This is a genomic window from Alphaproteobacteria bacterium, assembly GCA_041396705.1.
Classification (GTDB): domain Bacteria; phylum Pseudomonadota; class Alphaproteobacteria; order CALKHQ01; family CALKHQ01; genus CALKHQ01.
The window spans coordinates 88,498-113,272 of sequence record JAWKYB010000009.1 but is presented as its reverse complement, the minus strand read 5'-3'; the positions used below and the strand labels follow the sequence as shown (position 1 = coordinate 113,272).

At 70.2% G+C, this 24,775-nt stretch carries 21 protein-coding genes; 15 read left to right on the top strand and 6 right to left on the bottom strand.

The window, feature by feature from the left end; genetic code table 11:
* The first annotated feature begins 3 nt into the window (after window positions 1-3).
* Complete coding sequence (locus R3F55_14165) at window positions 4-1,050, top strand: glycerol-3-phosphate dehydrogenase (protein ID MEZ5668558.1); 1,047 nt, start codon at window positions 4-6, stop codon at window positions 1,048-1,050.
* 30 nt (window positions 1,051-1,080) lie between these two features.
* Here the strand turns inward: R3F55_14165 and R3F55_14160 are convergent, their stop codons facing one another.
* Window positions 1,081-1,542 carry an RpiB/LacA/LacB family sugar-phosphate isomerase gene (locus R3F55_14160; GenBank protein ID MEZ5668557.1) on the bottom strand — a complete coding sequence of 154 codons (462 nt, stop codon included), beginning with the start codon at window positions 1,540-1,542 and terminating at the stop codon, window positions 1,081-1,083.
* Between the two features lie 415 nt (window positions 1,543-1,957).
* On the opposite strand from R3F55_14160, the gene R3F55_14155 reads away from it, so the two are divergent.
* The 11 genes from R3F55_14155 (at window position 1,958) to R3F55_14105 (ending at window position 14,689) form a co-directional block, all read left to right on the top strand.
* A complete protein-coding gene (locus R3F55_14155; protein ID MEZ5668556.1) occupies window positions 1,958-3,214 on the top strand; it encodes a DEAD/DEAH box helicase in 1,257 nt (418 codons plus the stop codon).
* 123 nt (window positions 3,215-3,337) lie between these two features.
* On the top strand, window positions 3,338-3,547 hold the full coding sequence (locus R3F55_14150; GenBank protein MEZ5668555.1) for a cold-shock protein: 210 nt from the start codon (window positions 3,338-3,340) through the stop codon (window positions 3,545-3,547).
* 348 nt (window positions 3,548-3,895) lie between these two features.
* Window positions 3,896-4,891: a sugar-binding transcriptional regulator gene (locus R3F55_14145; protein MEZ5668554.1), complete on the top strand. Its 996-nt coding sequence runs from the start codon at window positions 3,896-3,898 to the stop codon at window positions 4,889-4,891.
* A 50-nt stretch (window positions 4,892-4,941) separates the two neighbouring features.
* Window positions 4,942-6,381 carry an extracellular solute-binding protein gene (locus R3F55_14140; GenBank protein ID MEZ5668553.1) on the top strand — a complete coding sequence of 480 codons (1,440 nt, stop codon included), beginning with the start codon at window positions 4,942-4,944 and terminating at the stop codon, window positions 6,379-6,381.
* A 100-nt stretch (window positions 6,382-6,481) separates the two neighbouring features.
* Window positions 6,482-7,408, top strand: a complete 927-nt coding sequence (locus R3F55_14135) for a sugar ABC transporter permease (protein ID MEZ5668552.1) — start codon at window positions 6,482-6,484, stop codon at window positions 7,406-7,408.
* A 9-nt stretch (window positions 7,409-7,417) separates the two neighbouring features.
* Window positions 7,418-8,275: a carbohydrate ABC transporter permease gene (locus R3F55_14130; GenBank protein ID MEZ5668551.1), complete on the top strand. Its 858-nt coding sequence runs from the start codon at window positions 7,418-7,420 to the stop codon at window positions 8,273-8,275.
* An 8-nt stretch (window positions 8,276-8,283) separates the two neighbouring features.
* Complete coding sequence (locus R3F55_14125) at window positions 8,284-9,363, top strand: ABC transporter ATP-binding protein (GenBank protein ID MEZ5668550.1); 1,080 nt, start codon at window positions 8,284-8,286, stop codon at window positions 9,361-9,363.
* Window positions 9,360-10,499 carry an ABC transporter ATP-binding protein gene (locus R3F55_14120; protein MEZ5668549.1) on the top strand — a complete coding sequence of 380 codons (1,140 nt, stop codon included), beginning with the start codon at window positions 9,360-9,362 and terminating at the stop codon, window positions 10,497-10,499. The genes R3F55_14125 and R3F55_14120 overlap by 4 nt, the downstream gene beginning before the upstream one ends.
* Complete coding sequence (locus R3F55_14115; protein ID MEZ5668548.1) at window positions 10,496-12,055, top strand: FGGY-family carbohydrate kinase; 1,560 nt, start codon at window positions 10,496-10,498, stop codon at window positions 12,053-12,055. The genes R3F55_14120 and R3F55_14115 overlap by 4 nt, the downstream gene beginning before the upstream one ends.
* Complete coding sequence (locus R3F55_14110; protein ID MEZ5668547.1) at window positions 12,055-13,095, top strand: 2-hydroxyacid dehydrogenase; 1,041 nt, start codon at window positions 12,055-12,057, stop codon at window positions 13,093-13,095. Before R3F55_14115 ends, R3F55_14110 begins: the two co-directional genes overlap by 1 nt.
* 25 nt (window positions 13,096-13,120) lie before the next feature.
* Complete coding sequence (locus tag R3F55_14105) at window positions 13,121-14,689, top strand: glycerol-3-phosphate dehydrogenase (protein ID MEZ5668546.1); 1,569 nt, start codon at window positions 13,121-13,123, stop codon at window positions 14,687-14,689.
* A gap of 560 nt (window positions 14,690-15,249) precedes the next feature.
* Here R3F55_14105 and R3F55_14100 read toward each other — a convergent pair.
* The 5 genes from R3F55_14100 to R3F55_14080 form a co-directional block, all read right to left on the bottom strand.
* The gene (locus R3F55_14100; protein ID MEZ5668545.1) at window positions 15,250-15,444 is read right to left on the bottom strand and encodes a hypothetical protein; all 195 of its coding nucleotides are present in this window, start codon (window positions 15,442-15,444) and stop codon (window positions 15,250-15,252) included.
* A 53-nt stretch (window positions 15,445-15,497) separates the two neighbouring features.
* On the bottom strand, window positions 15,498-16,922 hold the full coding sequence (locus R3F55_14095; protein MEZ5668544.1) for a DUF2254 domain-containing protein: 1,425 nt from the start codon (window positions 16,920-16,922) through the stop codon (window positions 15,498-15,500).
* Window positions 16,923-17,016: 94 nt separating this feature from the next.
* Window positions 17,017-17,604, bottom strand: a complete 588-nt coding sequence (raiA, locus tag R3F55_14090; protein MEZ5668543.1) for a ribosome-associated translation inhibitor RaiA — start codon at window positions 17,602-17,604, stop codon at window positions 17,017-17,019.
* Between the two features lie 35 nt (window positions 17,605-17,639).
* Complete coding sequence (locus R3F55_14085) at window positions 17,640-19,694, bottom strand: protein-L-isoaspartate(D-aspartate) O-methyltransferase (GenBank protein MEZ5668542.1); 2,055 nt, start codon at window positions 19,692-19,694, stop codon at window positions 17,640-17,642.
* 156 nt (window positions 19,695-19,850) lie between these two features.
* Window positions 19,851-20,789 carry a substrate-binding domain-containing protein gene (locus R3F55_14080; GenBank protein MEZ5668541.1) on the bottom strand — a complete coding sequence of 313 codons (939 nt, stop codon included), beginning with the start codon at window positions 20,787-20,789 and terminating at the stop codon, window positions 19,851-19,853.
* A 195-nt stretch (window positions 20,790-20,984) separates the two neighbouring features.
* Here R3F55_14080 and R3F55_14075 point away from each other — a divergent pair, with 195 nt between their 5' ends.
* From R3F55_14075 to R3F55_14065, 3 genes are all read left to right on the top strand, one after another.
* A complete protein-coding gene (locus tag R3F55_14075; protein MEZ5668540.1) occupies window positions 20,985-21,944 on the top strand; it encodes a TIGR03557 family F420-dependent LLM class oxidoreductase in 960 nt (319 codons plus the stop codon).
* 260 nt (window positions 21,945-22,204) lie between these two features.
* Window positions 22,205-23,242 (top strand): sugar ABC transporter substrate-binding protein, encoded by a 1,038-nt coding sequence (locus R3F55_14070; GenBank protein ID MEZ5668539.1) that lies wholly within the window; start codon window positions 22,205-22,207, stop codon window positions 23,240-23,242.
* A gap of 25 nt (window positions 23,243-23,267) precedes the next feature.
* On the top strand, window positions 23,268-24,770 hold the full coding sequence (locus R3F55_14065) for a sugar ABC transporter ATP-binding protein (protein ID MEZ5668538.1): 1,503 nt from the start codon (window positions 23,268-23,270) through the stop codon (window positions 24,768-24,770).
* Window positions 24,771-24,775 lie beyond the last annotated feature (5 nt).

Genomic DNA, 24,775 nt, shown 5'->3' with positions numbered 1-24,775 from the left:
CCGATGGCCAACGTGGTGATCATCGGCGCCGGGGTGATGGGCAGCGCCGCCTCCGTGCCGGCAGCGGACCGCGGCCACCGGGTCACGCTGGCCGGCACCCACCTGGACCGCGACATCGTTGCCGCGCTGCGCGCCGACCGCGGCGCGCATCCGCGCCTGGGCGCCGCCCTGCCGCAGACGGTGCAGCCGGTCGACTTCGAAGCGCTGACGCCCGCCGACCTCGCCGAGGCCGACCTGATCATGGTCGCGGTCAGCAGTCCGGGCATCCGCTGGGCCGCCGACCTGCTCGGCCGACTGATGACGGCCGAACGGCCGGTCGCCCTGATGACCAAGGGCCTGGACGAGGCCGGCGCGGACCGCCCGCCGCGGATCATGCCGGCGGTGATCGCCGATACGCTGCAGGCCAAGGGGCTGGGCGGCAGCCCGCTGATCGGCATCGGCGGCCCCTGCATCGCGAAGGAATTGGGCCTGCGCCGGCTGACCGCCGTGATCTATGGCGGCAGCGACCCTGCCGCGGTCGCTGCGGCCTGCGCGCTGATGCAGACGCCCTATTACCGCACCCATGCCACCGACGACCTGATGGGCGTCGAGGTGGCCGCGCCGATGAAGAACTTCATGGCGATCGCGGTCAGCGCCATCGCGGCGCGCCACGGCGCCGGCGAGAATCCCTGGTCGCTGAACGCCGCCTCGTTCGGCTTCACCCAGGCGCAGCAGGAGCTGCGCCGGATCGTCGGCTGGCTCGGCGGCCGCGATGCCACCGCCACCGGCCTCGCCGGCATGGGCGACCTGCACGTCACCGTCGGCGGCGGCCGCAACAGCCGGCTCGGCCGCCACCTCGGCCGGGGCATGACCATCGCCCAGGCCTGCGCCGGCCCGATGGCCGGCGAGACGGTGGAGGGCGTGGACACCGGCCGCGCCCTGGCGCCCGGCCTCGCCGCCGCGATCCGTGCCGGGCGCCTCGACGCAGCCCAGCTGCCGATGACCGTCGCGCTGCTCGCCTCGATCCTCGACGATGCGCCGTTCACCTACGAGCCCGACCACCTGATCTGACAGGCGGCCGGGCACGGCCGGCGGTCGGCGCTATTCGGCTGCGGGACGGAAGCGGTCCTCGACCGCGTCGATCTTGGCGACCTTCTTGCCGGACCGCTCGGCCTGGAACTCGTTGGCGAGCCAGATGTCGAGATACATGATCGCCGGATACTCGCCGGTGACCCGCTGGCCGAAGCAGATCACCTGCGCATTGTTCGAAGCGATCGCGCGCTCGGCTGTATAGGGGTCGTTGACGGCGACCGCGCGGACTCCCGGAACCTTGTTGGCGGTGATGGCCATGCCGGCACCGGTGCCGCAGACCAGGACGCCGCGGCCGAACTCGCCGGACGCGATGCGGGTGGCCAGCGTCAGCGCGATGTCGGGATAGTCGACCGGATCCTCGCTGTGCACGCCGATGTCCTCGACGGTCCAACCCTGCTGGCGCAGATGGGCGACCAGCGCGTCCTTCAGCTGCAGGCCGAGATGGTCGGCACCGACGATGATCCTCTTCATGCTGTCCTCGTTCGATTGGGCCTGCCCGGGACGGCCGGAAAGCGCCTGGTGGCGCCGATGTCGCGACGGGTCGCTTCGGCCTTGGCAGGCGGCATGCTACTCCGATCCGGCACCCCGGCGAAAGGCGCCCGTTGGCGCCCGCCGAGCCGCCGGCGCCAGGAACCTTGACCGGGCGTGACTTATGTGGGACAAGTATGCAACATTGTCTCGCGAATACGCGATCGGCAGCGTTTGGAGTTATGAAGCTGCCGCCCCCGAGCACACCCCATGACATATCGTGTTGACCCTTCCGCCTCATCACCATCGCGTATGGTAGGCGATAACCCGCGCCGTTTTGCCGACCCCACCCCGTGGGGCTCCGCCGGCGCATAAGGACACTTCCAGCTTGAAAGATCGTTCGTTCCGGGATCTCGGCTTGGCCGAGCCCGTGCTGCGCGCATTGAGCGCGCTGAACCTGACCCACCCCACGCCCATCCAACAGGACGCAATTCCCGTAGTTCTCGACGGCCTCGACGTGGTCGGCGTCGCGCAGACCGGCACCGGCAAGACGGCCGCCTTCGGCCTGCCGCTGCTCCACCGGCTCGCCGCCGAAAGCCGGCGCCCCGCGCCGCGGTCGGCCCGCGCGCTGATCCTGGCGCCGACCCGCGAGCTGGCGCTGCAGATCGAGGAAAGCCTGCGCGGCTTCGCACGCCACCTGCGCCTGCGCATCTGCCCGATCCTGGGCGGCGTCGCCCGGCGGCCGCAGGCGAGCCGGCTCGCCGGCGGCGTCGACATCGTGGTCGGAACGCCCGGCCGCGTGGTCGACCTGATGTCGACCGACGAGCTGCGGCTCGGCTCGGTCGCCTGCTTCGTCCTCGACGAGGCCGACCGCATGCTCGACCTCGGCTTCGCCCGCGACATCCGCAAGATCGCCCTGGCGCTGCCCGACGACCGCCAGACGCTGATGTTCTCCGCCACCATGCCGGCGGAGGTGACGCGGCTGGCCCAGGCGCTGCTGCGCGACCCGGTGCATGTCGCGGTGTCGAAAACCGACGTCGCGCCGGCCGCGATCGCCCAGCAGGTCTATTTCGTGGCCAATGCCGACAAGCGCGGCCTGCTCAACCGGCTGCTGGGCGATCCCGACATCGCGCGCGCCATCGTGTTCACCCGTACCAAGCACGGCGCCAACCGCGTCGCGAAGCACCTGGTCCAGGGTGGCACGCGGGCGGAGGCGATCCACGGCAACAAGAGCCAGTCGGCCCGCCAGGGCTCGCTGGCCCGTTTCCGCGACGGCAGCGCGCGGGTGCTGGTCGCCACCGACATCGCCGCCCGCGGCATCGATGTCGCCGACGTCTCGCACGTGATCAACTTCGACCTGCCGGTGGAGGTGGACAGCTATGTCCACCGCATCGGCCGCACGGCCCGGGCGGGCGCCAGCGGCACCGCCATCACCTTCTGCGACGCCGCCGAGCACGCGGCGCTGCGGGAAATCGAGCGCCGCACCGGACTGACGATGACCGTCGCCGGCGGCACACCGCCGACACAATCCTGCGCTAACACGCCGCGGACCGGCAAAGGCCGTCCGCGCGCGGGCGGCCAGACCGGCCAGGACAAACCAACCGTAACCCACGGAGGGCCGCGCAAGCGGCGTTCGCGGGTCGGTCAGCGCAAGGGATTTCAGGCAGCAGCCTGACAGGCGGGCAGACCCGGGCTGGCAACGCCCCGCGCAAGCGGGGGTCCGGGAGGCCGATCAAGGCAGTCCGTTGCTCTACCCCACACCCCCGAAACCGGCCACCAGCTTAGAGGAGCGATCGAGATGCCGACCGGTACAGTGAAATGGTTCAACACGATGAAGGGCTACGGGTTCATCCAGCCCGACGACGGCGGCAAGGACGTGTTCGTCCACATCAGCGCCGTCGAGCGCTCCGGTCTCAGCGCCCCGAACGAGGGCCAGAAGCTCAGCTACGAGCTGGAGCACGACCCGAAGAAGGGCCGCGTTTCCGCCGGCAACCTGCGGGCGATCTGATCGCCTGAGCCGATTTCCGGCATCCCGGCGCACCCGGGATGCCGGTCTCTGCCCTTGCCTCGCGCCGCAGCGTCGCTGCGGCCCGCCGCCTGGCCCGACCCCGACGCCGCGGCAGGCCATCGGCCGGCTTTGCCGGCAACCATCCCCACTTTCGCCACCCGCTCCGCGCCGCCACGCCGCACCGGCTTTGCCTTCGGTTCGGCGGACCGCCGGCCCGTCGCACGCGTGCGCATTCCGGCGCGCGTCTCGCCGGTCTTGACAGATCGCGGCAGGGGCGAAAGAAATATCAGCGAATGAAAAAAATATATGGCGAGACCGGCGGCGCGCCGGCCGCCGCGATGGGGAGCGATGGCGCAGCGCAGCAACGCGGCCATGTGGGACGACGGGACGGCGAGCATCGCCACCCGGGCGGCATGGCTGCATTTCGCCGGCGGGATGACCCAGGCCGAGGTCGCCCAGCGGCTCGGCATCTCCAGCCTCAAGGCGCACCGGCTGATCTCCCGTGCCAGCAAGGAAGGCCTGATCCGGGTCTATGTCGACGGCGAGATCGCCGAGTGCATCCAGCTGGAGGAGGCGCTGTGCGCGCGCTATCGCCTGGAAAGCTGCCAGGTGGTGCCGACGCTGGACGACGAGCCGCTGCCGCTGCGCGCGCTGGGCATGGCCGGGGCGGAATTCCTGCGGCTGGCGCTGCAGCGCGAGGAATATGCGGTGATCGGCGTCGGCCACGGCCGCACGCTGGCCGCCGCGGTCGAGCACCTGCCGCGCATGCCGGCCGGCGGCACCAGCTTCGTCTCGCTGCTCGGCGGTCTGACCCGCAAGTTCGCGGCCAATCCCTATGACGTGATCCATCGCCTGGCCGAGCGCACCGGCGCCGAGGCCTATGTGATGCCGGTGCCCTTCGTCGCCAACAGCGTCGAGGACCGCCGGGTGCTGATGGCCCAGCGCGGCATCAGCGAGGTGTTCGACCTGGCAAGCCGGGCCGGCCTGATGCTGGTCGGCATCGGCACCGTCGAACCCGAGGCCTCGCTGATCTCGACCCGCACCATCGAGCGGGCAGAGATGGACGACGTGAAGGCTGCCGGCGGCTGCGGCGAGCTGCTCGGCCATTTCTACGACGCCGCGGGCGCGCCGGTGCGCAGCCACCTCAGCGACCGCACCCTGTCGGTTCCGCCGGAACAGATCAGCGGCCGGCGCCTGGTCGCGATCGCCGGCGGCACCGCCAAGGTGCCCGCGATCCGCTCGATCCTGTCGAGCGGCCTGCTCGGGGGTCTGATCACCGACGAAAGGACCGCCGCTGCCCTTGTTTCACCGACGCCCGGTTCGCCGCAAGACGGCCGGCACTAAGCAAGAGGGCCGCCGCAAGGCCCCGCACAAACACAAGTGGAGGAGACGAGATGTACGAGAAGGAACAGGACCTCTTCAGGCAGTTCGTCCGGCGCAAGTTGAGCCGGCGCGAGTTGCTCAACCGGTCGGCCCAGCTGGGCATCGGCCTGGGCACGGCCAACCTGCTGCTGGGGCGCGCGGCGTCCGACGCGCTGGCCGCCGATTTCGACTGGCAGGCCCACAGCGGCACCACCGTGAAGCTGCTGCTGAACAAGCACCCCTATGCCGACGCCATGATCGCCAACATCGACACGTTCAAGGCGATGACCGGGATGGACGTCCAGTACGACATCTTTCCGGAGGACGTGTATTTCGACAAGGTGACCGCGGCGCTGTCGTCGAGCTCGTCGGAATACGACGCCTTCATGACCGGCGCCTACATGACCTGGACCTACGGCCCGGCCGGCTGGATCACCGACCTCAACGAGTGGATCATGGACCCGGCCAAGACCGCGCCGGGCTACAACTGGGACGACGTGCTGCCGGGCCTGCGCGCATCGACCGCGTGGAACGGCGAGCCGGGCGGCGCGCTCGGCTCGGCCGACGCCAAGCAGTGGTGCATTCCGTGGGGCTATGAGCTGAACAACCTGTCCTACAACCGCACCATGTTCGAGCGCGTCGGGGTCGAGGCGCCGAAGAACATGGACGAGCTGATCGAGACCGCGGCCAAGCTGACCGCCGACCTGGGCGGGCCCTACGGCATCGGCGTGCGCGGCTCGCGCTCCTGGGCGACCATCCACCCCGGCTTCCTGTCCGGCTATTCGAACTTCGGCCAGCGCGACCTGACCGTGAACGACGGCGTGCGGTCGGCCGCGATGAACACCGCGGAATCGAAGGCCGTCCACGCCCAGTGGGTGAAGATGATCCAGGACTCCGGTCCGCGCGACTGGTCGACCTACACCTGGTACCAGGTCGGCACCGACCTCGGCGCCGGCGCGTCGGCGATGATCTTCGACGCCGACATCCTGGGCTACTTCATGAACGGCGGCGACAATGCCGAGGCCGGCAACATCGCCTATGCGCCGTTCGCCGCCAATCCGGCCGCCGAGGCGCCGACGCCGAACGTGTGGATCTGGTCGCTGTCGATGTCCAACTTCAGCGAGAAGAAGGACGCGGCCTGGACCTTCATGCAGTGGGCGTCCAGCGTCGAGCACGACCTGTTCGGCGCGCGCGAGATGGACTTCGTCAACCCGGTCCGCCAGTCGGTCTGGGACGACGAGATGTTCCGCAACCGCATCGACACGTCCTATCCGGGCTACCTGCACCAGCACGACGTGTCGGCGCCGCAGGCGCAGATCTACTTCACGCCGCAGCCGCTGTTCTTCGACCTGACCACCGAATGGGCCGCCACACTGCAGAAGATGGTGGCCAACGAGGTGCCGGTCGACGAGGGCCTCGACGAACTGGCCGAGAGCATCAACAACCAGCTCTACGACGCCGGCCTGCAATAGGCACGACGCGCGACGGTGCCGCCCGCGCCCCGGCGTGGCGGCACCGTCCGTTTCTTGTGTATGCATTCCGTGAACCACCGAACGGCACGCGGGACCCGCGATGACTGACGTCACGGCCGCGCCGCCCCTGCCGCAACGCAGGATGCGGCTCCGGCGCAAGCTGCTGCCCTATCTGCTCAGCCTGCCGGCGCTGCTGGTGTGCATCGGCATCCTGATTCCGTTCGTCACCGCGATCTACTACTCGCTGCAGCGCTATCGGCTGAACCTGCCGCAGAACCGCAGCATGAACTGGGGCGACAACTACTGGCGCTTCCTGTCCGACGGCGCGTTCTGGAACACGCTGAAGGTCAGCCTGGTCTATGCCGGCCTGACCGTGGTGCTGGAGCTGCTGCTGGGCCTGGGCATCGCGCTGCTGCTGCGCCGGCCGACCCGGTTCAACAACATCGTTTCCATCCTGCTGCTGATGCCGCTGATGACCGCGCCGGCGCTGGCCGCGCTGATGTGGAAACTGATGACCAACCCGAATTTCGGCATCCTCAGCTGGTTCATGAGCCAGCTCGGCTTCACCGACTTCAAGTGGGCGTCGGACCCGTCGACGGCGCTGCTGACGGTGGTGCTGGTCGACATCTGGGTCTACACCCCGTTCATCATGATCCTGCTGCTGGCCGGGCTGCGCTCGCTGCCGAAGCAGCCGTTCGAGGCCGCCGCGCTCGACGGCGTGCCGGCCAGCTTCGTGTTCTTCCGCATCACGCTGCCGATGCTGATGCCCTACATCCTGACGGCGTCGCTGTTCCGGCTGCTGGACTCGATGCAGCAGTTCGACATCATCTACGCCATGACCCAGGGCGGCCCCGGCGACCAGCTGATGGTGTTCCAGGTCGAATCCTACCTGAACTTCTTCCAGCGCACCGACGTCGGCAAGTCGGCCGCCCTGCTGATCGTGCTGTGGGCGATCACCTTCGCGCTGTCGAACCTGTTCATCAAGAACTGGCTCAAGCTGCGCGAGCGCGCGCACGGGCTGCGCTAGGACGGAGCCATGGAACAGCAGAGCCTGACCGAACGGATCGTGCGCCGGGTGCTGCTGGCCCTAGTGCTGCTGTTCTTCATGTTCCCGATCGTCTGGATCCTGCTGATGAGCTTCCAGACCAACGAGGACATCCTGCGCATCCCGCCCAGCGTGGTGTTCGAGCCGACGCTGGACAACTACACCGCGCTGATCACCGGCCGGCTGGAGACGGCGGCGGGCTCGCTCGACATCGCCTTCATGGAAAACCTGCTCAACAGCGTCATCATCTCGGCCGCCTCGGTGCTGCTGGCGCTGGCGCTGGGGGTGCCGGCAGCCTATGCCTTCGCCCGCTTCCGCTTCCGTCTGGGCGAGGACATCGCCTTCACCCTGCTGTCGTTCCGCTTCGCCCCGCCGCTGCTGGTGCTGCTGCCGCTGACCCTCTATTTCGAGCAGATCGGACTGGCCGACACCTATTTCGGGCTGGTCTGGGTCTACCAGCTGATCTGCCTGCCGCTGATCCTGTGGATCGTGCGCGGCTATTTCGAGGACATCAGCCCCGACATCGAGCACGCCTACCGCATCGCCGGCCATAGCTGGTGGCAGACCTTCCGCAAGATCGCGATCCCGCTGGCCACGCCGGGCATCGCCGCGGCCGGCCTGCTGGCCTTCATCTTCGCCTGGAACAACTTCGTGTTCGCGCTGGTGCTGGCGTCGGCCGACAAGCAGCCGGTGACGGTGGGCGCGCTGGCCTTCGTCACCGCCTCCGGGATCCAGTACGGCCAGATCGCGGCCGCGATCGTGATCTCGATCGCGCCGATCCTGCTGCTGGCGCTGTTCGCCCAGCGCTATCTGGTCGAGGGCCTGTCCCTCGGCGCGGTCAAGGGCTGAGGCGCGCCGTGCTGCAGCTGTCCGGCATCACCAAGCGCTTCCGCAGCGAGACCGTGCTGCGCGGCATCGACCTCGCCGTCGACGACGGCGAGACGGTGGTGATCTTCGGTCCGTCCGGATCGGGCAAGACCGTGCTGCTGCGCGTGATCGCCGGGGTCGAGGACCCCAACGAGGGCGCGGTGCTGATCGACGGCCGCGACATGGTCGACGCGGCGCCGGAGGCCCGCGGCATCGGCATGGCGTTCCAGAACTTCGCCCTGTTCCCGCACATGTCGGCGTTCGAGAACATCGCCAGCCCGCTGAAGGCGCGGCGCAGCGCGGCCGACAAGGTCACGGCCGGCGTGCAGTCGGTCGCCCGCCTGCTGAAGATCGACCACGTGCTCGACCATGCGCCGCGCGAGCTGTCCAACGGCCAGAAGCAGCGCACGGCCCTGGCGCGTGCGCTGGCGCCGGCGCCGCGAATCCTGCTGCTCGACGACCCGCTGCGCAACGTCGACGCCAAGCTGCGCTACGAGATGCGGTTGGAGCTGCCGCGCCTGCTGGCCGAGTTCCGGTCGACCGCGCTGTACGTCACCCAGGACTACAAGGAGGCGATGGCGCTGGGCAGCCGCATCGCCGTGCTGATCGACGGCCGCTTCGTGCAGGTGGCCTCGCCGGAGGACATCTACCTGCGCCCGGCGTCGCTGGACGTCGCCCGGCTGTTCGGCGACCCGACCATCTGCGCGATCCCGTCGGCGATCGAGCCCGGGCCGGCGATCGGCCTGCTCGGCGGCCGCTTCGCGCTCGACCCGCGCTTCGCCGCCTTCGTCGGCCGCGAGGTCACGGTCGGGCTCAGGCCGGAGGACATCGCGGTGTCGATGGCGCCGGTGCCCGATGCGGTGCCGGTCGACCTGGTCACGGTCACGCCGCTGAACGAGCGCGACGTGATGCTGCTGAACGGCAACGGCGGCGAGGAGTTCTTCGCCTCGGCGCCGGAGGCGCGTGGCACCGGCGCGCGCAGCCACGGGCCCGCCTTCGCGCGGTTCGACACGGCGGCGATGCACCTGTTCGACCGCGCCACCGGCGCGCGGCTGGAGGTCGCGGCATGACCGTCGCGCTGAGCCTGGAGCAGGTCGACAAGATCTACACGCCGCGGCGCAAGCCGGCGGTGCATGCCGTGCGCGCGCTCGACATGCACATCGACGAGGGCGAGATCGTCGCCCTGCTCGGCTCGTCCGGCTGCGGCAAGACCTCGACCCTGCGCATGATCGCCGGTTTCGAGAGCGTCACCAACGGCACCATCTCGCTCGGCGGCAACCGCATCGACGGCCTGGCGCCGGCCCGGCGCAACGTGGCGATGGCGTTCGAGGGCTATTCGCTCTACCCGCCGCTGACGGTGCGCGAGAACATCGCCTTCGCGCTGAAGGCGGCGCGGCTGCCGCGCGACGAGATCGACCGCAAGGTGGCGGAGATCGCCGACCTGCTGGAGATCGGGCCGATCCTGAAGCGCTATCCCTCGTCGATCTCCGGCGGCCAGCAGCAGCGCGCCGGCCTCGCCCGGGCGCTGGTCCGCAGCGCCGGCCTGCACCTGCTGGACGAACCGATGTCGCAGCTGGAGCCGCAGCTGCGTGCAGTGCTGCGCGGCCGGATCAAGAGTTTCCTGATCGAGAACCGGATGACGGCGATGTTCGTCACCCACGACCAGACCGAGGCCAATGCGCTGGCCGACCGCATCGCGGTGATGGAGGGCGGCGAGCTGCAGCAGATGGCGAGCCCGTCGGAGCTGAAGGACCGGCCGGCCAACCTGTTCGTCGCCACCTTCATCGGCGAGCCGCCGATGAACATCTTCGAAGGCACCGTCGCGGCCGAGAACGGGACGCCCGCGGTGCGCGTCGACGGCGCCGGCAACGCGGCGGGCTTCGCGGTGACGCTGGCCCCGTCGGACACCGAAGCCGCCGCCACGGTGCTGCGGCCCGGCCGACGGGTGCACCTGGGCATCCGCCCGCACAGCCTGCATGCCGGCGCCGGCGGCGACATTCCGGCGACCGTGGTCTCCAACCAGTGGCTGGGCGACCAGACCCACCTGGTGCTCGACCTAGCCGGGCGCACCACGGTCGCGGTCAGCTACGGCCGCGTGCCGGCCGCGATGGGCGACGCCATCGCCTGCGCGGTCTCGGCCCGCGACATCCACCTGTTCGACCGCGAGAGCGGTGCGGTGCTGATGCACGGCGAGGCGCTGGCGTGAGCCGGGACCTCATTGTCGGCGTCGATGCCGGCACCTCGGTGATCAAGGCGGTCGCCTTCGACGTCGCCGGCGCGCAGCTGGCAATGGCCGCGCGGCCCAACGTTTATGAGCGGCTGGCCGACGGCGGCTGCCAGCAGGACATGGCGCAGACCTGGGCCACCACCGCGGCCGTGCTGCGCGACCTGGGCGAGAAGCTGCCGGGCCTCGCCGGACGCATCCTGGTGCTCGCCGTCACCGGCCAGGGCGACGGCACCTGGCTGATCGACGCCGCCGGCGAGCCGGTCGCCCCCGGCTGGCTCTGGCTGGATTCGCGCGCGGCCGCCTTCGTCGACGCCTATCGCGCCGGGCCCGACGACCGCCGCCGCTATCTGCTGACCGGTACCGGCATCACCGCCTGCCAGCAAGGTGCCCAGCTCGCCTACATGACCCGGGCAATGCCGGCGCTGCCGCAGCGCGCCGCGACCGGTTTCCACTGCAAGGACTGGCTGTACTTCAAGCTGACCGGCCGGCGCGCGACCGACCCGACCGAGGGAGTGTTCACGTTCGGCGACTTCCGCGCCCGCGCCTATAGCGACGAGGTGGTCGACCTGCTGGGCCTGTCCGCCCACCGCCGGCTGCTGCCGGAGATCGTCGACGGCACCCGGACCCATCACGCGCTGAGCGAGAGCGCCGCCGCCGCGGTCGGGCTGGCGGCCGGCACGCCGGTTGCGCTCGGCTATATCGACGTGATCTGCACCGCGCTCGGCGGCGGTCTGTACGAGCCCGGCCGCCAGGTCGGCACCACGGTGATCGGCTCGACCGGCATGCACATGGTGCTGCAGCACGGCGCCGACGCGGTGCCGCTCAACGACGACAATTCCGGCTACACCACCTGCTTCCCGGTGCCCGGCACCTACGCGCAGATGCAATCGAACATGGCCGCGACGCTGAACATCGACTGGCTGCTCGACCTCGCCATCGACATTCTCGGCCGCGCCGGCGTCAGCCGCGACCGCGCCGGGCTGCTCGCCGGTCTCGACGACCTCGTCCTTGCCGCTCGGTCCGGCGAGATCGTCTATCAGCCCTACATCTCCGATGCGGGCGAGCGCGGGCCGTTCATCGATGCCAACGCCCGCGCCGGCCTGATCGGGCTGAACAGCGGCCACGGCTTCGCCGACCTGATGCGCGCGGTGTTCGACGGCCTGGCGATGGCCTCGCGCGACTGCTATGCCGCGATGGGGGCACAGCCCGAGGAGATCCGCGTTTCCGGCGGCGCCGCCCGCAGCGCGGCCCTGCGCCGCATCCTCGCCGCCGCGCTGAACGCGCCGGTGCGCAGCGGCGGGCGCGAGGAGGCCGGCGCCGCCGGTGCCGCGATGATCGCGGCGGTCGGCATCGGCGCCTATCCGTCGATGGACGAGTGCGTCGCCGCATGGATCGCGCCGCATCTGGGCGGGCTCGACCGCCCCGACCCGGAGCTTGCCGCCGTCTACGACCGGCTCTACCCGATCTACGTCCAGTCGCACCGTGCATTGACGCCGGTGTGGCGGGCGCTGGCATCGGCGCGGAGGCCGGCCTGATGCCGCGTGAGATCGCCATCATCGGCGACCGGTTCATGCTGGCGCAGGCCTTCGCCGACGCCATCGGCGAGGCCTGCGGCGACGCCGTGGCGACCCGAACCCACGAACTGCCGTGGCCGGATGAGCCGCTGGAGCACGGCTATGCCAAACCGGGCCTGGATGGCCTGAAGGAATACATGGGCGATCCGGACCAGGTGGTCGACTTCGTCGCCGCGGCCGAGATCTTCGTGACGCACCTGTCGCCACTGTCCGGCGCGATGATGCGCCGGCTGCCGGGCCTGAAGCTTGTGGCGGTATCGCGCGGCGGCCCGGTCAATATCGACATGGCGGCCGCGCGGACGCTGGGCATCAAGGTCGTCAACGTGCCCGGCCGCAACGCCAGCGCGGTCGCCGAGTTCACCATCGGCGCGATTCTCGCGGAGACCCGCCTGATCCGCGCCGGCCACGAATCGCTGCGCCGGGGCGAATGGCGCGGCGACCTGTACCGTGCCGACCTTACCGGCCGCGAGCTCAACGAGATGACGGTCGGCGTCATCGGCTACGGCCATGTCGGCACCCGCGTGGTCCGCCTGCTGCGCGCGTTCGGCTGCCGCATCCTGGTCAACGACCCCTATGTCCAGCTCAGCGCGGAGGACGCGGCCGCCGGGGTGGAACTGGTCGACCGGGAAACGCTGCTGGCCCGCTCTGACGTGGTCACACTGCACGCGCGGGTGACGCCGGAAACCGCCGGATTCATCGACCGCGCCGCCTTTGCAGCGATGAAGCCGGGTGCGCTGTTCGTCAACACCGCCCGCGGCCCGCTGGTCGACTACGACGCACTGTACGCGGCGCTGACCGAAGGCCGGCTCGGCGCGGCGATGCTGGAGACCTTCGCCATCGAACCCCCGCCGGTGGACTGGCCCCTGCTGAAGCTGCCGAACGTGACGCTGACGCCGCATATCGCCGGCGCGTCGGTCCGCACCGTGACCTATGCGGCGGAGCGGACGGCGGAAGAGGTGCGCCGCCATATCGCCGGGGAACCGCCGCTGAACCCGTGCTGAGCGATCCGCAGAGCCCGCGCATGCGATGACCGCCGCCACTGTCATAGCCAGGCCGGAGGACGGACCGGTCGACCTGCTGGTGATCGGCGGCGGCATCAACGGCGCCGGCATTGCCCGCGACGCGGCCGGCCGCGGGCTCAGCGTGGTGCTGTGCGAGAAGGGCGACCTCGCCGAGGGCACCAGCTCGCGCTCGGGCAAGCTGGTGCACGGCGGGCTGCGCTATCTGGAGTACTACGAATTCCGGCTGGTGCGCGAGGCGCTGATCGAGCGCGAGGTGCTGCTGGAAGCCGCGCCGCACATCATCTGGCCGATGCGCTTCGTTCTGCCGCACAATCCCGAAGACCGGCCGGCCTGGCTGGTCCGGCTCGGCCTGTTCCTCTACGACCACCTCGGCGGCCGCAAGCTGTTGCCCGGTTCGAAGAGCCTGGACCTGCGCCGTCACCCCGCCGGCCATGCGTTGAAGTCTTCGTTCCGGCGCGCATTCGAATATTCGGACTGCTGGGTGCAGGATTCGCGGCTGGTCGCCCTCAACGCGCGCGACGCGGCCAACCGCGGCGCGACGATCAGGACGCGCACCACGCTGGAATCCGCCCGCCGCGACGATGGCGTCTGGCTGTGTCGCCTCGCACCGGCCGGCGGTGGCCCGTCCGTTGCGGTGCATGCGCGCGCGCTGGTGAATGCCGCCGGCCCGTGGGTCGCCGAGGTGCTGAATCAGCGCGCCGGCCTGAACACCCGCTCCAGCGTGCGCCTGATAAAGGGCAGCCACATCGTCGTGCCCCGCCTCTACGAGGGGTCGCACGCCTATATCCTGCAGAATGCCGACCGGCGCATCGTGTTCGCGATTCCCTATGAGGACGATTTCTCGCTGATCGGCACCACCGATGTGGCCTATGAGGGCGATCCGGCGAACGTGGCCATCGACCCGGCGGAAGTCGACTATCTGTGCGCCGTGGTGAACCATCACTTCCAGCGGCAGATCCGGCCCGACGACGTGGTCTGGACCTATTCGGGCGTGCGCCCGCTCTATGACGACGGCGCCGACAACCCGTCGGCAGTCACCCGCGACTATGTGCTCGAGCTCGACGGCGGCGACGATCGCGCACCGCTGCTTTCGGTGTTCGGCGGCAAGATCACGACCTACCGGCGGCTGGCCGAGCATGCGCTGCAGAAGCTGCTGCCGGCGATGGGGCGCACCGCACAGCCCTGGACGGCGAACGCGCCGCTGCCGGGCGGCGACTTCGCGGCAACCGAGTTCGAGGCGCACCTCGCCCTGATCTGCGGCGACTACCCGTGGCTGCCGAAGGCGCTGGCGCGGCGGCTGTTCCGCGCCTACGGCACGCGGCTGAACTTGCTGCTAGTCGGCAAGACCTCGCTGCGCGATTTGGGGCGTGACTTCGGCGGCGGGCTCTACGAAGTCGAGGTGCGCCACCTGGTCGAGCAGGAATGGGCGCAGACGGCCGACGACATCCTGTGGCGCCGCTCGAAGCTGGGCCTGCACGTCGATGCCGAAACCAGGGCGCGGCTGGACGAGTACCTGGCCGGCGGCACCGGCACCGCACCATTGACGACCGCAGGACTACGTGCCGACGCCTGAGCCTGGCCGTGCAAGCCGCTCAGGCGGCCCTGGCTGCACGCGCTGGGACCGGACTTCGGCCAGCGCGCAAATACCGAACCAACGCGACAAAGCCCGACGGGCCGCGGCGGTGCCGTGGACGTCGAGTTGCTCGTCCGCGATCGCGGTCGCTAGCCTGATGTCGCCGCGCCAGATGTAGATCATCGTCCAGCCGACTTCGTCAGGGCGTCGCCGCATCGCAGACGGCGACGTGCCGCGGCACCACGACGGCCGCCGGCGTTGCCTGCTGGTCAACCGGCGTGGCGAACGCCGCCGTCGAGGGCCTCGACCTGGATTTCGTCGAGGACGCCGCTGCGGCCGACCTCGTCCTGCTGACCGGCAGCGACGGCGACGTGGTGCCGCTGGACCGCTATCGGAACGCCTGCGCGGCGCGGCGCGGCGGCGTGTGCCGTGCCTGTGCACCAACCCCGACCGGATCATGGGTCCTGCCGGAGGGCAGCGGCGGCGCCGGACGCATCGCCGAGCTGGCACGCGGAGATGGGCGGGCCGGTCACCTGGATCGGCAAGCCCCACCCGGAAATCTACCGCGTCGCGCTGGCCGGCGCCGCAGCACGCGGCGCATCCTGCCGCCGGCGTCGCGCACCGTCGGCATCGGCGACAGCGTCGAGCACGACATCGCCGGCGCCAAGCACGCCGGCTTCGACGCCGCGCTGGTGCTGGCCGGCATCCATGCCGGCGACGACGACGTCGCGCTTGCCGCCGCCATGCAGCGCCACCGCGCAACGCCCATCTGCTGCTCGACCGGTTCGCCTGGGACGGCTGAGTCCGCTCAGCCGTGGCCCTGCATCCAGTCGGCGAGATCGGCCAGCCGTGGCGGCCCCGGCTCTCGCTCGATCAGCGCCTTGATGTCCGTCAGCCGCTGCTCAAGCCAGCCGATGTCGGCGGCCGACAGGCCGTGGACGCGCCCACCCTCGACCAGGCGCTCGGCATGGCCGACCAGGACCAGACGGTCGTCGCGGCGCCCGGCGTCCAGCATCACGTCGGCGACCGCGCCCAGCATCGCCAGCGCGGCGTTGCGGTCGCGTTCGAAATAGGGCCGGAGGCGGCCGAGCGTGGCTTCGGCAAAGTCGGCGAAGGTCAGCGGGTAGGACACCACCCGCACCGTCCCGGCCTCGTCGGTGCGCTGCGCACGCGGCGCCCGCCGCCGCGCCATCTCGGACAGTCCGACGCCGAGCCACTGCAGGCAGCCGATCGCGGTCTGCGGGTCGTTGATGCCGGGCGACAGCGCCCGTCCCGCCATGTCGACCAGCTGGTCGACCAGCAGGCGCACGTCCTGGTGCGGGGTGCGGCGGCGGCCGAGCGCGAAACAGCCTTGCACCGCACGCACGGCGTCCGCGTCGACCCTGTCGGGCGGCCACGCATAGGCGATCGGCCGGCCGTCGGCAGCGAAATCGCCGGGCCGTCGCACGACGCGGATGACCACGTCACGGGCGACCGCGGTCGCCATCAGGTCGGCCGCGCTCAGGGCCTGCACATAGCCCTGCCCGAGTGCGGGTATCGGAACCGCATGGCGGGCGAACGCAATCGGCAGCCCGTCCGGCTTGGCGTCGCGCCCGTCCAGCGCCGATGGCGCCGCCTCGTCGCCGGCCTCGCCGATTCGTTCCGGGTAGAGCGTCTCGATGGCGCCGCGCAGGTCGCTGCCGATCGCCGACATCGCGCTTGCCGAATTGAGCGAATCGGCGATGTGGTGGATGAACTGGATCAGCACCCCGATGCTGGCGACCGCGAAGCCGACGCCGACCAGAGCGGCCAGGTGCGGGACGCCGGCCGAGCCGGCACTGCTGTCGATCGTCCGCAGCACCAGCACACAGTAAAGGAAGGTGGCGACGAAGGTGCCCAGCGTGACCTGGTTGATCCGGTCGCGCATGAAGCTGGCCAGGATGCGCGGTCCGAACTGGCCCGAGGCGAAGGCGACCGCGGCGATGGTGATCGAGAAGGTAACGCCCGCCACGCCGATCATCGAGCCGGCGATGGTCGACAGCAGCAGCCGCGCGCCCTCCGGCTCGTTGACGTGCATCCAGTCGAGCTCGAACACCCACAGGTCGCCCAGCAGATCGTCCACCGTCACCATCGCGACGGACAGCACGATGGCGGCCGCCGCCATCAGCGACGGGATGAACCAGTAGCTGGCGCGCAGCGCCTGCCAGACGGCGATCAGCTTGGCACGCAGTGCAATCCTCCGTTCCGGCGGCATGGCAACCAGGCACAGGGTCGGTCCGCCCTGCCTGCAGCCTAACGCAGAAATCCCCGGGAGGTTGCAGCGTTCGCGGCCTCGCCCGGCCGGCGGGTCACCGCTTCGACGGTTCGTCGACGAAGCGCAGGCTGCCGATCGGGCGCACCGTGCTGGCCTGCGGTCCCTTGTCGCTCTCGTCGTGCCGCACCGTCAGTTCGACCGTGTCGCCCTTGCCGAGCTGGTCGAAGCCGCCGTTGAGCACGCTGTTGCGGTGGAAGTAGATCAGCCGGCCGTCGTTGGTGGCGATCTCGCCGTGATCCTGGTCCGGGTACAGCGCCTCGACCACGCCCTGCAGCGGGGCGGCATGCGCCTTCACCTCGCCGCCGCGCTGGGCGCGCGACTTCTTCAGCTGCCGCTCGATCGCGTCGAAGGCGTCGCGGATCGCGACATAGACGTCCTCATGCGCGTTCATGTCGCCCGGCTTGCCGCTGACCACCAGCTCGCTGCCCGGCACCCGCGCTTCGATCCGCACATGATAGTGCTTGCCCTTGCGGTGATGCTTGTGCGGCGCCTGCACGACCACGTGACAGCTGGTAATGCCGGGATGGAACCGTTCCAGCCGCTCCACCCGCTCGCGCACCCGCGCCTCGACCGCGTCGGAGTGATCCATGTTGCTGAACGCGATTTCGAGCGGTGTCTGCATTGCGCTGCTCTCCTGTTGTTGACCCGCGATGGCGCCTAGAGGCCGAAGGGAAAGGTGTCGCGCGGCCTGTCTGCGTGGGCGGCCGGGGTCGCATCCACCGCCCGCGTCTCGTCGAACCACACCCAGGCATCGAACTGCCTGGCCAGCTCGGCCTCGAAATAGTGCGACATCAGTTCGCTTTCCGGCCGGTAGACCACACCGATGGCCCGCTGCAGCAGTGGCTGGGCCAGTTCCGGCTTGCGCCCCGCGCGGCCCTCGATGCCGAGATCGAGCAGGAAGGCCGGGATCTCGGTGCCCCGGCAATGGCCTTCCCAGCTGTCGCTGCGCGCCGGGCGCACCTGCATGATCTCCATCGGGCTGTCCCAGTTCGATGCCGCCGCCACCGTGCCGCGGTCGGTGCCGAAGCCGATCAGCGCGGCGGCCGCGCCGTATCGCCGCCGGCACAGCTGCCCGATGTTGTGCTCGCCGCGCACCCGGCCCATGTCGGTCGCGGCCGCATCGCCGATATGGCTGTTGTGCGCCCAGACCACCGCCTTGGCGTCGGGTCCGCGATGGGCCAACACGCCGGCCAGGGTGTCAAACATGTGCGTGTCGCGCAGATTCCAGGACTGCGCCGCGCCATAGTACATGGCACGGTAATAGGCCTCGGCGCGGGCGACGATGCGGGCGTTCTGCTCGGCGCCGAAGAAGGCCTCGCCGTCGCGGCGCAAGTAGTCGAGGCGGCGCTCCAGCAGGTCCATCAGGATCTTCGCCACCGCCTCCTCGCAGCCCTCGAACCGGCCGGAAAGCGCCATCCGGCCGTAGGTGGCCGGGTCGGCGCGCCACGGCGTGAGGCAGGCATAGCGTTCGCGCGCAACGTGCGCCGCCCGCGGATCGACCTTGTCGAGATAGGCCAGCACCGCGTCGATCGAGGTGCCGAGGCTGTAGATGTCGAGCCCGTAGAACCCGGCCTGGCGCTCGGGATCGGCGATGTTCGCGTTGGCGGCCCGCAGCCGTTCCAGCAGGTCGCGGACCTGGCCGTTGCGCCACATCCAGCGCGGGAAGCGGTGGAACGGCGGCTCGGTCAGGTCGGGCACCGGCCGGCCGCGGACATAGGCGTCGTAAGCCGCGGCATCCGGCCAGTCGGCCTCCACCGCCACCACGTTGAAGCCGTGCAGCGCGACCAGCCGCTCGGTCATCCAGGCCCGCGCCCGATAGAACTCCGCGGTGCCGTGGGTCGCCTCGCCCAGCAGCACCACGCGCCGATCGGCATAGCGGTCGACCAGACGCGCGAGTTCGTCGAAGCCGCCGAACGTCTCGGCACAGTCGCCGATCAGCCGGGACAGCGCCGCACCGGTCACGATCGCCGGCGCCTTGCGCCGGGCGTGCAGCAGCGTGGCGGCGGACCGCACCGGCATCGCGTCGCGCCGGGTCGAACGGGTCGCCGGGTCGCGCGTGCGCGTCTTCGGCCCGCCGTTGCGCCAGCCATGCTCGCCGACCAGCGGCACGAACATCACCGCGCCATGGTTTTCCTCGGCGAAGGTGTCCGGTCCCGTCCGGCGGACCAGGGTCAGGATCTGGTACCCGTCGGAGGCGACAGGAATGATCAGCCGCCCGCCGATCTTCAGCTGCCGGCGCAGGGTGTCGGGCACCGCAGGCCCGCCGGCGGCGACCAGGATGGCGTCGAACGGCGCCTTCTCCGGCCAGCCCAGGGTGCCGTCGCCCTGCACGATCTCGACATTGTCGTAGCCCAGCGCCGCCATCCGCTCGGCCGCGGTGCGGGCCAGGATGTCGTGCCATTCGATGGCGTGGACCCGCTTGGCGATCCGGCCCATCACCGCCGCGGCGTATCCCGAACCGGCGCCGACCTCGAGCACGACGGACTCCGGCCCGAGCGCCGCCAGCTCGATCATCTGGGCCACGATCAGGGGCTGCGAGATGGTCTGGTCGGCCTCGATCGGCAGCGGACTGTCTTCGTAGGCAAATTCGCGCAGCGCATCGGGCACGAAGGCCTCGCGCGGCACCGCCCGCATCGCCGCCAGCACGCGCGCATCGGTGATGCCGCGCCCGGCGATCTGTTGCGCCACCATCCGCTCGCGCAGTTGGGTCATGTCGGATTCCATCGCCATCCTCCGACGGGCCGCGGCCAGGGCGGCGCGGTACGGCGGCCGCCCGAACCCGCCCGCAGCCACGGGCCGGCCGCCGCGCATCGCTTTCACTTCATATGGGGCGCGGCCGCCGGCTTCGCCTTGATGCGCGTCAACCGGTCAGTCGAACAGCCGGCGATAGGCGTCGACGTTGCCGGCGTTGACGATCGTGGACCGGACCTCGACCACCGCGGTCGCCGGCACGCCGTCGATCAGCTTGACTGCGGTCTCGACCGTGGCGGCGCCGGCCCGGTAGCCGTCGTCGAGCACCACCGCGGCAACGACGCCGGAATCGATCGCCTGCACCACCGAGGCGCTGAGCCCCCAGCCGTAGACCGCGACGTCGCCGACCACGCCGAGGTCGACCACCGCTGCGATCGCACCGGCCAGGGCCAGCGGGTCGGTGGCGCAGATCGCGCCGATCTCGCCATGCGCCTCGATCAGTGCCTCGATCCGCGCCCGTGCGGTTTCCAGCCCGTCGACCGGACCGCTGTCGACCAGCATCTCGACGCCGCCCGCCGCGGTCGCCAGGGCGACCGACAGGCCCGCCCGGCGACGTTCGCCGATACCGCCGGCGTCGCTGCCGAACACCGCGACCGTGGCCGGCGGCGATGCGCCCCGCGTCGCCGTGCCGAGCATCTGGGCGACCAGGTCGCGCGCGGCCTGGCCGTTGTCGGCGCCGACATAGGCGGCGGCGACGCTGTCGGGGATCGGCGTGTCGATCGCGATCACGGGCACGCCCTGCTCGCGCGCCCAGGCGATGTCGTCGACCAGCAGACCCGGCTCGATCGGCACCACGCCGATGGCATCGACCCCGTTGATCACATAGGTCTCGATCGCGCGTTCCTGCGCCGCCGCGACATCGTTGGCATTGAAGATGACGAGTTCGACCCCGGCGGCGCGGGCGGCGGCGATGGCGCCGGCGTTGATCTGCCGGTAGCGGGGCGACAGCTGGTTCACGTTGATCAGGGCGACGGCATCGGCCCAGGCCTGGCCGGCCGCGACGCACAGCATTGCGGCAAGCAGTGGCGGCGGCAGGCGCCGTCTGCGAGCCTTCATGGCGTCCCCCCTCATCAGTGCCGCGACGGCGGCGATCGCGAATCGGCCTCCTGCCGAACCGAGCAACACTAGCCTGCGATCACCGCCACGTGAACAGCCGCCCGGCACGCCACCGCGCGGAGCGAGACAGCGGCGCCGGCTTCGGCCAGAATGGTGTGCCGAACCCGCCCGACCCCGAATCGAGACAGGACCGCCATGCTGAAACTTGGCTACAAGTTGATGTCGGAGGAGCACGGACCGAAGGACCTGGTCCGCAATACCCAGCGGGCGGAGGATGCCGGCTTCGATTTCGCCGCCCTGTCCGACCACTTCTTCCCGTGGCTGGAGGAGCAGGGCCATTCGCCGCTGGCCTGGACCGTGCTGGGCGCGCTGGCCCAGGCGACCTCCCGGCTCGGGCTGATGACCGCGGTCACCTGCCCGATCATGCGCTACCACCCGGCCATCATCGCCCAGGGCACGGCCACCATGGGCCTGCTGAGCGACGACCGCTTCACCCTGGCCATCGGCTCCGGCGAGCGGCTGAACGAGCACGTGGTCGGCGAAGGCTGGCCCGGCATCGGCGAACGGCACGAGCGGCTGTCGGAGGCGGCCGACATCATCCAGGGTCTGCTGTCCGGCGAGCTGACCAACTACCGCGGCGTCTATTTCTCGATCGACCAGGCCCGGCTCTACGACCGGCCGGCGAAGAAACCGCCGGTGGTGATGGCGGCGGGCGGTCCGCAGGCGGCACGGCTGGCCGGGCGCAAGGGCGACGGCCTGATCACCGTGGAGCCGCGGGCCGAGCTGATCGAGGCGTTCGCATCGACCGGCGGCAGCGGCCCGCGCTATGCCGAGGTGGCGATGTGCTATGCCGAGCGCGAGGCCGATGCGATCGCCACCGCGCATCGTCTGTTCCGCTGGTCGCAGACCGGCTGGCCGGTCGTGGTCGAGCTGCCCGACCCCGCCGGCTTCGACGCCGCCAGCAGGTTCGTGCCGCCGGAGGCGGTCGCCCAGGCGATCAGTTGCGGCCCGTCGCTGGAGCGGCACCTGGCCCAGATCGACCGGTTCGTCGCGGCGGGGCACGACCACATCATCCTGATCCAGATCGGCCCCGACCAGGAGGGCTTCATACGCTTCTTCGAACGCGAGCTGGGGCCGGCGCTGCGCAACCGCTGAGCGGCCCGGCCGCACGGCGGACGTGCGGCGTGCGGGCGTCGCCGCGACAATGCCGCAGGCTGTTGGACGGCGGCGTTTCGGCTATGTTGGCGGTGTGGGCGGTAGCTGGCAGAGTCGGTCGGCAGCGGCAAGCCGTCCGGATGCGCCGGCTGTCGACAATTGGTCATACAAATCCGGCTGGAACCGATTGACCTGCGGCGATCCGGCCGCATAACGTGGCGCCCTCAACGATAATCGCCACCTTGGGAGGAAATCGCGAGATGAAAGATCGTATCAAAGAGCCGATGACCCGGCGCGAACTGTTCTCCGGCGCCGCCACCGCGGCGACCGCCGCCGGCATCGCCGCCGTCGGCATGGGCTTCGACCCGTTCCTGGCCAAGGCCATGGCGCAGGAAATGGGCCGGTCCGAGACACCGCTGCGCGCGGCGTTCTCCAACGCCGGCCTGCAGGCGACGTGGTGCGCACAGGGCAAGCAGGCCGCCGAATACTGGGGCAAGCTGTTCAACGTCGAGGTCACCTGGTTCGACGGCGAGCTGTCGTCGACGAAGCAGCGTGCCGCGATCGACAACATGGCGTCGCAGGAGTGGGACTTCGTCGCCATCCAGGCGTTCGGCATCGGCACGCTGACCGACCCGGTCAACCGGATGATCGAAGCCGGCATCCCGGTGATCGACATGGACACGCTGATCGCGCCGCTGGACGAGATCAACGTGCACAGCTTCCTGGCGCCCGATAACGACTTTATGGGTGCGGCGGTGACCCAGGCCCTGGTCGACGCGATCGGCGGCGAGGGCAAGGTAGTGATGACCCAGGGCGCGCTCGGCCACACCGGCGCCCAGGGCCGCGCCCGCGGCTTCCACTCGGTCGTCGACAAGTTCCCGGGCATCGAGGTGCTGGACGAGCAGCCGGCCGACTGGGACGTCACCAACGCGGTCCGTATCTGGGATTCGCTGCTGACCAAGTACCCGGACATCAGCGCCGCGTTCTTCCACAACGACGACATGGCGCTGGCCGCGGCCAACGCCATGCAGCGCGCCGGCCGCACCGACATCCTGATCGGCGGCGTCGACGCGATGCCGCCGGCGATCGAGGCGGTGCTGGACGGGCGCATGTACGCCACCGTCCGCAACCCGTCGTGCCGTATCCATGGCGGTGCGCTGATGGCCGGCGTGGCGGCCAAGCTGACCGGCGAGGCGACCGGCGACGGCATCCCGAAGAACATCGTGACCGACGGCCCGGTGGTGACCAAGGCCAACGCCGAAGGCATGCTGTGGATGCAGAAGCACTTCCTGATCTGAGGAACCTTCAACCCGTCAGCTAGGTATGGCCACCGAACAGCGGCCCCTGATCGAGCTCGTCGGCATCGGCAAACGTTTTGGCGGTGTCGTCGCGCTCGAGGGGGTCGATTTCTCCCTCATGCCCGGCGAGATCCACGGTCTCGTCGGCGAGAACGGCGCGGGCAAGTCGACGATGATGAAGATCATCGCCGGCGTGCACACCGAATATGACGGCGAGATGCGCGTGGAGGAGCGGAAGGTTCACTTCCGCTCCGCCCGCGACGCGCTCGATGCCGGCATCGGCATGGTGCATCAGGAACTGAGCATCGCGCCGAATCTCAGCGTCGCCGAGAACGTGTTCCTCGGCGTGCAGCCGGTCGGCAAGCTGGGCACCATCGCCTGGCGCGACATGGCCAAGCGGGCGACCGAGCACCTGGACCGGCTCGGCGTCCATGTCGACCCGAAGACCGAGACCGGGCTGCTGCCGCTGGGCCAGCAGCAGCTGATCGAGCTCGGCCGCGTGCTGTTCTCCGGCGCGCGCATGATCATCCTGGACGAGCCGACTTCAGCGCTGTCGCCGCCGGAAGTGGAGCATCTGTTCAACATCCTGCGGCGCCTGAAGGCCGAAGGCACCAGCTTCATCTTCATCTCGCACTTCCTTGAGGACGTGCTCGCCATTTCCGACCGGGTGACGGTGTTCCGCAACGCGCGCCGCGTCGACACGCGCCGCGTGCCCGAGATCGACAAGGCCTGGCTGATCGAGCAGATGATCGGCCAGGGCCACGAGGAGCTGGGCGAGGCCTATACCGGCGAGATCCCGCTGGCCAGCCCGACCGGCGCCAAGACCGTCCTGGTGGCGGAGAACCTGGGCCGACGCGGCGAGTTCCGCGACGTGTCGTTCCGTGTCGACGAAGGCGAGGTGCTCGGCATCTACGGATTCATGGGCTCCGGCCAGCTGGAGCTGGCCAAGGCCCTCAACGGCAAGATGCCGCTGGAACGCGGCACCGTGACCATCGACGGCAAGCGCCTGCGGCTGAGCAACACCGCGTCCGCCTGGAAGGCCGGCGTCGCGTTGGTGCCGGAGAGCCGCCGCTCGATGCTGTTCGGCACCGAACCGGTCTACAAGAACATCTCGATCAGCATCCTCGACCGCATCTCCAAGGTGCTGCTGAAGCCGTCGCACGAGCGCAGGCTGGCGCAGACGCTGGTCGAGACGCTGCGGGTGCGGCCGCGTTCGGTGGAGCCGGAGCTGCGCACGCTGTCCGGCGGCAACCAGCAGAAGGTGGCGCTGGCACGCTGGCTGACCCACCTGCCGCGGGTGCTGATCCTGTCGGAGCCGACCCGCGGCATGGACGTGGGCGCGAAGGACGACGTGGTGCACATCGTCAAGGGGCTGAAGGAGCGCGGCATCGCGGTCATCGTGGTCTCGACCGAACCGGAGACGGTGCTGTCGCTGGCCGACCGCATCCTGGTCATGCGCCGCGGCCTGATCACCCACGAATTCGCCAACATCACCGTCAGCAAGGACCGGCTTCTCGCCGCCGCTTAGGGAAC

Excerpts from the sequence above, each read along its gene's own strand:
- R3F55_14165 (MEZ5668558.1), top strand. The coding sequence starts at position 4 with ATGGCCAACGTGGTGATCATCGGCGCCGGGGTGATGGGCAGCGCCGCC.
- R3F55_14160 (MEZ5668557.1), bottom strand. The coding sequence starts at position 1,542 with ATGAAGAGGATCATCGTCGGTGCCGACCATCTCGGCCTGCAGCTGAAG.
- R3F55_14150 (MEZ5668555.1), top strand. The coding sequence starts at position 3,338 with ATGCCGACCGGTACAGTGAAATGGTTCAACACGATGAAGGGCTACGGG.
- R3F55_14145 (MEZ5668554.1), top strand. The coding sequence starts at position 3,896 with ATGGCGCAGCGCAGCAACGCGGCCATGTGGGACGACGGGACGGCGAGC.
- R3F55_14140 (MEZ5668553.1), top strand. The coding sequence starts at position 4,942 with ATGTACGAGAAGGAACAGGACCTCTTCAGGCAGTTCGTCCGGCGCAAG.
- R3F55_14135 (MEZ5668552.1), top strand. The coding sequence starts at position 6,482 with ATGACTGACGTCACGGCCGCGCCGCCCCTGCCGCAACGCAGGATGCGG.
- R3F55_14130 (MEZ5668551.1), top strand. The coding sequence starts at position 7,418 with ATGGAACAGCAGAGCCTGACCGAACGGATCGTGCGCCGGGTGCTGCTG.
- R3F55_14120 (MEZ5668549.1), top strand. The coding sequence starts at position 9,360 with ATGACCGTCGCGCTGAGCCTGGAGCAGGTCGACAAGATCTACACGCCG.
- R3F55_14110 (MEZ5668547.1), top strand. The coding sequence starts at position 12,055 with ATGCCGCGTGAGATCGCCATCATCGGCGACCGGTTCATGCTGGCGCAG.
- R3F55_14105 (MEZ5668546.1), top strand. The coding sequence starts at position 13,121 with ATGACCGCCGCCACTGTCATAGCCAGGCCGGAGGACGGACCGGTCGAC.
- R3F55_14095 (MEZ5668544.1), bottom strand. The coding sequence starts at position 16,922 with ATGCCGCCGGAACGGAGGATTGCACTGCGTGCCAAGCTGATCGCCGTC.
- raiA (MEZ5668543.1), bottom strand. The coding sequence starts at position 17,604 with ATGCAGACACCGCTCGAAATCGCGTTCAGCAACATGGATCACTCCGAC.
- R3F55_14085 (MEZ5668542.1), bottom strand. The coding sequence starts at position 19,694 with ATGACCCAACTGCGCGAGCGGATGGTGGCGCAACAGATCGCCGGGCGC.
- R3F55_14080 (MEZ5668541.1), bottom strand. The coding sequence starts at position 20,789 with ATGAAGGCTCGCAGACGGCGCCTGCCGCCGCCACTGCTTGCCGCAATG.
- R3F55_14075 (MEZ5668540.1), top strand. The coding sequence starts at position 20,985 with ATGCTGAAACTTGGCTACAAGTTGATGTCGGAGGAGCACGGACCGAAG.
- R3F55_14070 (MEZ5668539.1), top strand. The coding sequence starts at position 22,205 with ATGAAAGATCGTATCAAAGAGCCGATGACCCGGCGCGAACTGTTCTCC.
- R3F55_14065 (MEZ5668538.1), top strand. The coding sequence starts at position 23,268 with ATGGCCACCGAACAGCGGCCCCTGATCGAGCTCGTCGGCATCGGCAAA.